The organism is Mycobacterium paraense, from assembly GCF_002101815.1.
GTDB lineage: Bacteria > Actinomycetota > Actinomycetes > Mycobacteriales > Mycobacteriaceae > Mycobacterium > Mycobacterium paraense.
In genome coordinates this window covers 1-1,081 of sequence record NZ_LQPM01000033.1, presented here as the reverse complement: position 1 = coordinate 1,081, position 1,081 = coordinate 1, and the positions used below count along the sequence as shown (strand labels likewise).

The window sequence follows — 1,081 nt, the reverse complement described above, 5'->3', positions numbered from 1 at the left end:
TGTACTCGGTCAGGACGTTGGTAGCAGGCGTGTCGGCTTGATGTGAGGAGAACCCCCGGGTGGGGTGTGGCTTGTCTAAGGCCCATCACCGTCCGGAGGTTCTCGTGTCTCACCGTAATGCCCGTACGACGTTTCAGGGTCGACTGCTGATCGTGCAGCGCCATAAGGCCGGGTGGAAGCAGGCCCAGATCGCGCAAGCGATGGGGATCTCGCGTAAGTGCGTGCATACCTGGGTCAGCCGCCATGCCGCGGAAGGCGAGTCTGGATTGCAGGATCGCTGCTCGCGTCCGCACCGTTCACCGCGGCGCACGGCCCCCGAAGTTGAGCAGCAGGTCATAGCGGCTCGCCGCGCCCACCGCCGAGGCCAGGACTGGCTGGGACCTGAGCTGGGCATCCCGGCCCGCACCGTGGGGCGCATCCTGCGCCGGCGCGGCGAACCCTATCTGCGCGACTGCGACCCGATGACCGGCGTGCTGATCAAGGCGTCGAAGACCACCGCGGTGCGCTACGAGCGGGCTCGTCCTGGTGAATTGGTGCACGTCGATGTCAAAAAGCTCGGCCGCATCCCTGACGGTGGCGGGTGGCGAGCCCATGGGCGCAGCGAAGAAGTCCGTGGCCGTGGCATCGGCTATGACTTCATCCATTCGATGGTCGATGACCACAGTCGGCTGGCGTACTCAGAGATCCTGCCCGACGAGAAGGGTCCCACCTGCGCGGGCTTTATCACCCGAGCTGCCGCCTACTTTGCCGCACACGGTATTTCGCGTATCGAGCGAGTGATCACCGACAACCACTTCAGTTATCGCCGATCGACCCAGGTGGCCACCGCTATCGCCCACCTGGGAGCTACGCACAAGTTCATCAAGCCACACTGCCCATGGCAAAACGGCAAGGTCGAAAGGTTCAACCGCACCCTGCAAACCGAATGGGCCTACCACCAGGTCTTCGCCTCCAACACCGAGCGGGCTTGCGCCCTTGCACCCTGGCTTGAGCTCTACAACACTCGACGACGCCACAGCGCACTCGCAGGACGACCCCCGATCAGCCGACTGCGACCAACCTGATGACCGAGTACAGCTAG

General features: G+C 64.0%; 1 protein-coding gene. It reads left to right on the top strand.

Annotation, left to right across the window (positions count from 1 at the left end; translation table 11 throughout):
* Nucleotides 1–104: 104 nt before the first annotated feature.
* The gene (locus AWB89_RS22630) at nucleotides 105–1,064 is read left to right on the top strand and encodes an IS481 family transposase (protein WP_085176669.1); all 960 of its coding nucleotides are present in this window, start codon (nucleotides 105–107) and stop codon (nucleotides 1,062–1,064) included.
* Nucleotides 1,065–1,081: the final 17 nt, after the last annotated feature.